This window comes from Streptomyces sp. YS415, from assembly GCF_023544665.1.
In the GTDB taxonomy this organism is placed as follows: Bacteria; Actinomycetota; Actinomycetes; order Streptomycetales; family Streptomycetaceae; genus Streptomyces.
The window spans coordinates 270,050-278,252 of record NZ_JAMJFL010000009.1 but is presented as its reverse complement, the minus strand read 5'-3'; the positions used below and the strand labels follow the sequence as shown (position 1 = coordinate 278,252).

Sequence of the window (8,203 nt, the reverse complement as noted above, 5' to 3'; positions counted from 1 at the left end):
CTCCCCGTACCGCCGCGCGGGCCGCCGCCGGGCCGCCGGTCGGAGCCGCGGCCCCCTGACCGGGCCCCTGGGTCTGCGCGGGGGCCCCCGCCTGCACCGGGGATTGGGGCTGGACGCCGGGCTGGGCATGGGCCTCAGGTCCGGGGGCGTACCCCATCGCGGGAGCGGCGGCGCCCCCGGAGAAGTTCACGCCGCGCTCCAGCCGGTCCAGCCGGGCCATCACCGAGCGCTCGTCCCCGTAGGCGGCGGGAAGCATCACGCGGGCGCAGATCAGCTCGAGCTGGAGTCGGGGCGAGGTGGCGCCCCGCATCTCGGTGAGGCCGTCGTTGACGAGGTCCGCGGCGCGGCTGAGCTCGGCGGCGCCGAAGGTGCCGGCCTGGGCCTGCATACGCTCCAGCACGTCCGCGGGGGCGTCGATGAGCCCCTTGTCCACGGCGTCCGGAACGGCGGCGAGGATCACCAGGTCCCGCAGCCGCTCCAGCAGGTCGGCGACGAAGCGCCGGGGGTCGTTGCCGCCCTCGATGACGCGGTCGACGACCTCGAAGGCGGCGGCGCCGTCCCCGGTGGCGAAGGCCTCGACGACGGAGTCCAGAAGCGAGCCGTCGGTGTAGCCGAGGAGGGAGGTGGCCATGGCATACGTCACACCCTCCTCCCGCGCCCCGGCGAGCAGCTGGTCCATGACGGACATGGAGTCACGCACGGATCCGCCGCCCGCGCGCACGACCAGCGGGAGGACGCCCTCCTCGACGGGGATGTTCTCGTGCCCGCAGACCTCGGCCAAATACTCCCTGAGGGTGCCCGGAGGCACGAGCCGGAAGGGGTAGTGGTGGGTCCGCGACCGGATCGTCCCGATGACCTTCTCGGGCTCGGTGGTGGCGAAGATGAACTTCAGATGCTCCGGGGGCTCCTCGACGACCTTGAGCAGGGCATTGAAGCCGGCCGACGTGACCATGTGGGCCTCGTCGATGATGTAGATCTTGTACCGGCTGGAGGCGGGGCCGAAGAAGGCCTTTTCCCGCAGCTCACGGGCGTCGTCGACACCACCGTGCGAGGCGGCGTCGATCTCGATGACGTCGATCGAGCCCGGGCCGTTCCGCGCCAGGTCCTGGCAGGACTGGCACTCCCCGCACGGGGTGGGGGTGGGGCCCTGCGCGCAGTTCAGACAGCGGGCGAGGATCCGGGCGCTGGTCGTCTTTCCGCATCCGCGCGGGCCGCTGAACAGGTACGCGTGATTGACCCGGTTGTTCCGCAGCGCCTGCTGCAGCGGGTCGGTGACATGCTCCTGCCCGATGACCTCGGCGAACGACTCCGGGCGATAGCGGCGGTACAGCGCGAGAGACGACACGCATACGAGGTTATAGGCGCCCACTGACAACCCGACCCACGGGAACGCAGACGCCCCCCACGCACCCGCCAGAGCCGACCTACCCTTGCTGCCTTCCGGCCCTGGGGGAGTTCAGTCAGATAGCGCCGCGTGAGGGGCTGCGCACAGAGTACCCGACGTCAGCAGCTCGTATCGAGTTCGCGAGCACCCTCCTCGGTCATGTAATGTTCCCGGCGGAGGATTCGCCTAGAGGCCTAGGGCGCACGCTTGGAAAGCGTGTTGGGGGCAACCCCTCACGAGTTCGAATCTCGTATCCTCCGCCAGTGCCTCACCGGGCACTACGTCGAAGGGCCCCACTGTTCGCAGTGGGGCCCTTCGACGTTGTCCGGCTCAGGGCCTGAATCCCTTCCGGCCCATGGCCTGCCACCCCCTTCCGCCCCAGGGGCTGCACTCCTTCCGGAATACCCCCGGGGGGTATATGGTTCATCGCAGTGGGCCCGGGGACACGGGCCGTGCGGACAGGCGAATGGGGACGTCGTCATGGATCACAGCACTCATCAGCACGCCGGGCACACCGGACACGACAGCCATGCCGGGCACGGCAAGGTCTCGTGGGGCATGGCGATCAAGGCCACCCTGCACTGCCTCACCGGGTGTGCCGTCGGAGAGATCCTCGGCATGGTGATCGGGACCGCGCTGGGCTGGGCGAACGTGCCGACCATGGTGCTGGCGATCAGCCTGGCGTTCCTCTTCGGGTACTCGTTCACGCTGTTCGCCGTCCTGCGGGCCGGGCTGGACCTCAAGTCGGCCGTCAAGGTCGCGCTCGCCGCCGACACCGTCTCCATCGCCGTGATGGAGTTCGTGGACAACGCGATCATCGCCCTCACCCCGGGCGCCATGGACGCCCATCTCGACGACGCGCTGTTCTGGTCGGCCCTGCTGGGCGGCTTCGCGGTGGCGTTCGTGATCACCACGCCGGTCAACAAGTGGATGATCGGGCGGGGCAAGGGCCACGCCGTGGTGCACGCCTACCACTGAGGCCCGCCCCCTCAGCGGACGTCGATCCGCCGCTCCACGCTCACCTGGTCGATCTCCGAGACCCGCACGGTGACCTTCATGGTCCAGGTACCGGCGAGGGGGAGGTTGACGAAGCTGTTGGCCCAGTAGCCGCCCCGGTCGGTCAGGTCGGCGTCGAGGGGGCCGATGTCCTGGGCGGGGAGCGTGAAGGAGACCCGCAGTTCGGGAACGGCCGACAGACCGCCGTCCGGGCCGAGCACCACGGCCTGGAGGGCGTTGTCGCCGACCCGGCCGGGGTCCAGGGTGAGCTCGACCTTGCCGGCGCCGCCCGGGACGCCGACGTCGAAGGGGACCGTGACGGCCACGGTGCCGCCGGTGGGCGGCGCGGCCCCGGCCGCCTCGGCCACGGCCCGGCCCGGCAGGGTCGCGGTGAGCACGGTCGTGATCACCAGCACGACCACCCCGACGGTGACCTCGGCCAGCACCGAGCGGCGCAGGGCGCGGCGCTGGGCCTCGTCGGAGGGCGCGTGCGGTGGCGGGGGCGGCGGGTCCGGGAGGCGGGGGCCGCCCATGGGCTCCGGAACCCTTGCCCGTACGACCGCCTCCGCCGCCTGCTCCCGGCTGCCTTCCCCCGCCGCCCTCTCCGTCCCGACCGCCCCCAGCCGTGCCGTCCACCGGCGGGATGCGGCCGCCGCCGCGAGGAGGAGGGCGACCGCGACGATCTTGAGGGCCAGGAGCCTGCCGTACGTCGTGTCGGTGAGGGCGTCCCAGGAGCCGAGGCCGCGCCAGGACTGGTAGACGCCGGTGACGACCAGGACGGTCACCGAGGCGAAGGCCAGGCGGGAGAAGCGGGTGACCGTGCCGGGGGTGAGGTGGGCGCGGCGCAGGGTGAGCAGCAGGGCCGTGAGGCCGCCGAGCCAGACCGCGGTGGCCAGGAGGTGCAGCACGGCGGAGGTCATCGCCACCGGTACCTGGATTCCGGCCGAGGCGTGATCCGAGGCCGCCCAGGTCAGGGCGAGTCCTACGGCGAGGACGGCTCCCGGCGGGCCGCTGGGCTCGCCCCGCCTCCACCGCCGTACGAGATACGCGGCGGTCAGGAGGAGCAGGGCCAGTCTGGTCAGCAGGGTCAGGCCCGGGCGGCCGGTGAGGGTGTCGGTGAGGGCGTCCGGGTTCAGGGCCCCCGCCGGGGACTCGCCGGTTTCGTACGGGGCCCGGAGCAGCAGCAGGGCGGCCGTCGTGGCCGCCAGGGTCCACCAGCCGAGCAGGAGCGGCGTGCGCAGGGCCTTCGGGTCCGGCGGCCGGCATACGGCGACGAAGGTGGCCGTGCCGATGAGCAGGGCCGCGGCCAGGTAGGCGAGATACCGGGCGATCTTGTGCAGGGCGGCGGTGGCCGGATGCTCGGCCGGGCCCGTGTCGACGGCCACCGGGACGGCCGACGGCTTGCCGACCGAGAAGGTGAACGCGCCCGACACCGGGTGGCTGTCCGCCGACACCACGCGCCAGGCCACGGTGTAGGTGCCCTGGTCCAGGCCCCGGGGCAGGGTGACGCGGGCCGTGCCGTCGTCCTCCGCGTGCTCGGCCTCCCCCACGCGCAGACGCGTGCCGTCCGGGCCCAGGACGCGTACCGAGTCGTCGAGGAGCCCCACGGACTCGGTGAAGGTCAGGGTGAGCTGGCGGGGGGCCGTGGCGAGGACGGCTCCGTTCTCGGGGTCGGTGCCGCTGAGGGCGGCGTGCGCCGAAGCCGTTCCGGCGCCGCCGAGGAGGAGCAGGACCAGCACGGCTCCCAGCAGCACCAGCCCTTGAACCCCGCGCCGTCGGACCACGTCGTCCCTCCGCCTTCCCCGGTCTCCGCCACGAGGATAGGTACGCACCGCGAGCGCCCCACGCTCACCCGGCCGGACGGATCGACGGACGCGTCCGCACCCCGCCCGGCCGCATCCGCGTCCCCGGGACAGGCCTCACCACGTCGGCCGGGCCGATGCCCCTCCGTCCACCACCAGGTCGTGACCGGTGATCCAGGAGGCGAGCGGGGAGGAGAGGAACACGCAGGCGTCCCCCACGTCCTCCGGGCGGCCGAGCCGGCCGACGGCCGTGGCCGCGTTCCAGCGCCGTACGCCCTCCGGCCAGGCCCGGGCCAGTCCGTCCCGGTCGATCAGGCCCGGGCAGACCGTGTTCACGCGGATGCCGTCGCGGCCGTACTCCATGGCCGCCGAGCGGGCGTGCATCACCACCGCCGCCTTCGCGGCCGCGTAGTGCGCGTGCCCCTCCGCCGGCATCCGGCCTCCACGGAGGCGATGTGGGTCACCGAGCCGCCGCCCCGCCCCCGCATCACCTCGGCGGCGGCCTGCGTACAGGCGAAGACACTGGTGAGGTTGGTGTCCAGCACCGCCCGCCACTCGTCCGCGGTCATCCCGGGCAGATCCCGGACCGGCTGCACGCCCGCGTTGTTGACCAGTGCCGTCAGCCTGCCGCCACCCCACTCGGCGGCCTCCCGCACCACGCGGTGGCACTCCTCCTCGACGGTCAGGTCCCCGCGCAGCACGATGGACCGCCCTATTTCGGCGGCCAGTTCGCGCGCCGCGTCCACCGCCGTCCGGCTGGGGGTACCCCCTCTGGGGGAGGAGGGCCACCGCCGCGCCCTGCTCGGCGAAGCGCAGGGCGATGCCGCGGCCGATGCCGCCGCCGGCTCCCGTGATCAGGGCGACCTGGCCCTGGAGCAGCTTCATGGGCGGCACAGTTCCATGATCCGGGCGGCCTCGTGGGGATAGCGGGCGAGGAGGTGCTGCGCGTCGCCGTGCTCGTAGTCCTCGTAGGTGAAGCCGGGGGCCATGGTGCAGCCGAAGAAGGTCCAGCCGCCGCCGGCCGCGACCCGGGCGCCCATCCAGGTGCCCGCGGGGACGGTCAGCTGCGGTTGCTGGCCGTGCAGGACGTCCGGGCCCAGGACGGGCGTGCGGGAGCTGCCGTCGGGAGCGAGCAGCAGCATCTCCAGGGGGTCGCCGAGGTAGAAGTGCCAGACCTCGTCGCCGGTCAGCCGGTGCAGCGCGGAGTAGTCGCCCGGCTCGGCGGTGAGCAGGGCGACTATGGCGGTGCCCGCGGGTCTGCCGTCCGGTAGCGCGGGCCCTTCCCAGGTACGGCGGAACAGTCCGCCCTCGCGCGGTATCGGCTCCAGACCGTAGTGGGCGACGAGGTCTTCCGGGGTCACCCGGGGAAGGCTACCTCCCGGCGGAGGAAGGCGAGTTGGGCCTTCTTCTCCGGCAGGTACACGTCCGGGAGGTCGATCTCGGGGAGGGTGACGAGCGGTCCCGCCTCGAAGCCCTGGCGCACGAAGCGGGCGACGGCCTTCTCGTTCGCCACGTCGGGGTCGATGACGATCCGCCGCCGGTCCAGGCCGATGAGGGCGTAGGAGGTGATGGCCTTGAGCAGCCCGGACGTCCAGCCGCTGCGGCCGCTCTCCTCGTCGGCGGGCGCGAGCAGCAGGTGGACGCCGATGTCGCCGGGCTCCACGTCGTAGCACTCGCTGACCCGGTCGGCCTCGGGCTCGTAGGTCTGCAGCAGCGCGACCGGGACGCCGTCGCGGCGGACGAGGTAGGCGTGGTGGGTGTCGAGGGTGTCCAGGTGGGCGTAGATCTCGGTGACCTGGTCGCGGCTGAGGCCGTTCATGCCCCAGAACGCGGCGCGTTCCTCGCTCACCCAGGAGTGCACGACCTCGGCGTCGGTCTGCGGGTCGAGGCGCAGGACAGACACGGTGCCGAAGCCGTCGACCCGCTCCTCGTACACCGTCTCGCGGGTCTCAGACATCGGTTTCCTTCTCCAGTCGGTCGAAGTCCGTGACGACGGGGACGAGCTCTCCCCGCGTCCACAGGGGCAGTTGGTCGCGGTGGTGGGGAGTGCCGGGCACCCCGGAGGCGCCGAACGGCACCACCCACAGGCTGTGTTCGCGGCGGTCCAGGTCCCAGACGTACCGGGCGGCGGGGCCGCGGGCCGCGAGGTCGGTGATGCCGGGCACGGCGGAGGTGCACAGGACGCAGTCGTGGTCGCCGGAGAGAGCGGGCTCGTCGTACTCGGCGGGCAGGGCACGCCAGGGGGCGAGGCGGTGGGTGTCGCCCCAGACTCCCCCGGGCGGCCGGGCGGCCACCTCCTCCACGGCGGCGCGCACGGCTTCCGGCCGGTCGATGCCGTACAACTCCTCGGCGCGCAGCAGGTGTTCGAGGGCGTAGCCGATGCGCGGGACGAGGGCGAGCCAGGGGAGCAGGACCTCGGGGTAGGCGGGCGGGGCGGTCAGGGCGGCGAAGGCGGGGTGCACGGCGAGCCGGCGTACGACCGCGCCGCGCACCGCCGCGTAGACGGCGGCCGGTGCGCTGTCGGCGTCCATCCGGCGGTCCCAGGCCAGGAGCGTCTCGCGCAGGCGGGCCGCCTCCGGGGAGAGGCCGTCGAGGGCAGCCAGGCGGTCCAGCAGGGCGGCGGCGGAGGCGAGATGGGTATCGGTGTGGATGGCGGGCATGTCGCCGGGCGCCCACTGCTCCTTCTCGCCCAGCAGGGCGGCGATGCGGTCGGCGCGGTGCGGCGGGGCGAACTCGACGCCGAGGGGCGCGGCGGGGCCGCGCTGGTTGGCCATCACCGCGACACCGTCGGCGAGTTCGCCGTACGGCATCTCGTGCCAGCCCTGCCAGGCGTGGCCGGGCTCCCAGGCGGGGACCAGCCGGGTGCGGTTGGCCCGGGCGCGCCGCGGGACCTTTCCGGCGACGCGGTGGAGCAGGCCGCCCTCGGTGTCGGCGGCCTGGACGACGTTGACCGGCTCGGTCCACCGGTCGAAGGCCCGGTCCACGTCGGCGACCCGGCGGGCCCGCAGCAGCGGGAGGAGGGCGCCGAAGCCGAGGTCGCCGGTGACGCGGGGCGGGTAGCGGAGGCTGACGGCGCAGTCGGTGCCGTCGTCGAGGCCTTCGGGGCCGCCGATGACGACCGGGCCGCGGTCGGTCTCGATGACCTCGACCTCGACCGGGTCCTCGCCCGCGACCTCGATGGTCTCGGTGTGCCGGGCGGCGCGGGCCCAGGTGCCGTCCGGACCGAGTGCCTCCACGCCCGCGCCCGTCCGCCGCAGCCGTTCCCGGTACAGGTCCTGGTAGTCGGCCATGGCGTTGGTGATGGCCCAGGCGACCGTGCCGGTGTGCCCGAAGTGGGCGATGCCGGGGACGCCGGGGACGGCGAGGCCGACGACGTCGAACTCGGGGCAGGACAGATGGATCTGCTGGTAGACGCCCGCGTCCTCGATGAACCGGTGCGGGTCGCCCGCGATGATCGGCTGCCCGGAGACCGTGCGCTCGCCGCTCACCAGCCAGCCGTTGCTGCCGGAGGTGCCGGGGCCGTCGATGGCGAACAGGCCGACGGCCTCCTCGCCGAGGTGCCGCACCGCCTGGTCGCGCCAGAGCTTGGCCGGGAAGCCCGCGAAGAGGATGTGGATGCCGAGCCAGATGCCGAGCGGGGTCCAGGGCTCCCAGCGGCCGGGGGTGCCGACCGGCAGGGCGGCCCCGGCGAGGCCTTCGTTGACGCCGTCGACGTACGCCCGGATCCAGTCGGCGGTCTCCGGGTCGCCGTCGGCCAGTTCGGCCCAGCAGCGGCGGGCGGTGTCGTCGAGCCTGGCCCGCCGCACGAAGCGGTCCCAGGCCAGGGAGTCCGGGCCGAGCAGGGCGGCGGAGGTGCCCTCGGCGCGGCGGCGTTCCACCTCCAGCTGCCAGGCCCGGTCGAGGGCGGTGACGCGGCCCTGGGCGCGGGCGAGTTCGCGCGCGCCGTCCGCCCGCAAGTGCGGGATGCCCCAGGCGTCGCGGTAGATCTCGGCGGTCACCTGTCACCCTCCTGTGCTCATGG

Annotated in this window: 6 protein-coding genes, 1 tRNA gene, 1 other RNA gene and 1 pseudogene; 2 read left to right on the top strand and 7 right to left on the bottom strand. The window is 73.7% G+C overall.

The features are described from left to right. Both M8H82_RS14630 and ffs read right to left on the bottom strand, forming a co-directional pair. Positions 1–1,345: DNA polymerase III subunit gamma and tau (locus tag M8H82_RS14630; RefSeq protein ID WP_250073872.1), on the bottom strand; the 1,345-nt coding region annotated here is incomplete at its 3' end. Positions 1,346–1,390: 45 nt separating this feature from the next. After that, positions 1,391–1,487: signal recognition particle sRNA small type (gene ffs / locus M8H82_RS14625), an RNA gene on the bottom strand. 72 nt (positions 1,488–1,559) lie between these two features. Here ffs and M8H82_RS14620 point away from each other — a divergent pair. Then, positions 1,560–1,647, top strand: a tRNA-Ser gene (locus tag M8H82_RS14620). A 217-nt stretch (positions 1,648–1,864) separates the two neighbouring features. After that, entirely contained in the window at positions 1,865–2,362 is a 498-nt protein-coding gene (locus tag M8H82_RS14615; protein WP_250073870.1) for a DUF4396 domain-containing protein, read from the top strand. Between the two features lie 11 nt (positions 2,363–2,373). On the opposite strand, the gene M8H82_RS14610 is transcribed toward M8H82_RS14615, so the two are convergent. The 5 genes and pseudogenes from M8H82_RS14610 to M8H82_RS14590 all read right to left on the bottom strand — a co-directional run bounded on the left by M8H82_RS14610 (position 2,374) and on the right by M8H82_RS14590 (position 8,180). Then, positions 2,374–4,134 (bottom strand): copper resistance protein CopC, encoded by a 1,761-nt coding sequence (locus tag M8H82_RS14610; RefSeq protein WP_250073893.1) that lies wholly within the window; start codon positions 4,132–4,134, stop codon positions 2,374–2,376. Between the two features lie 165 nt (positions 4,135–4,299). Further along, positions 4,300–5,067, bottom strand: a pseudogene (locus tag M8H82_RS14605) (SDR family NAD(P)-dependent oxidoreductase). Continuing rightward, positions 5,064–5,543, bottom strand: coding sequence for a cupin domain-containing protein (locus M8H82_RS14600; protein WP_250073868.1), 480 nt, complete (start codon positions 5,541–5,543; stop codon positions 5,064–5,066). The pseudogene M8H82_RS14605 and the gene M8H82_RS14600 overlap by 4 nt, the downstream one beginning before the upstream one ends. Then, the gene (locus M8H82_RS14595; RefSeq protein WP_250073866.1) at positions 5,540–6,139 is read right to left on the bottom strand and encodes a GNAT family N-acetyltransferase; all 600 of its coding nucleotides are present in this window, start codon (positions 6,137–6,139) and stop codon (positions 5,540–5,542) included. Before M8H82_RS14595 ends, M8H82_RS14600 begins: the two co-directional genes overlap by 4 nt. Beyond that, positions 6,132–8,180: a penicillin acylase family protein gene (locus M8H82_RS14590; RefSeq protein ID WP_250073864.1), complete on the bottom strand. Its 2,049-nt coding sequence runs from the start codon at positions 8,178–8,180 to the stop codon at positions 6,132–6,134. Before M8H82_RS14590 ends, M8H82_RS14595 begins: the two co-directional genes overlap by 8 nt. Between the last annotated feature and the right edge of the window lie 23 nt (positions 8,181–8,203).

What these genes read in the sequence shown, in the direction of transcription:
- M8H82_RS14615 (WP_250073870.1), top strand. Translation starts at nt 1,865, where the DNA reads ATGGATCACAGCACTCATCAGCACGCCGGGCACACCGGACACGACAGC.
- M8H82_RS14595 (WP_250073866.1), bottom strand. Translation starts at nt 6,139, where the DNA reads ATGTCTGAGACCCGCGAGACGGTGTACGAGGAGCGGGTCGACGGCTTC.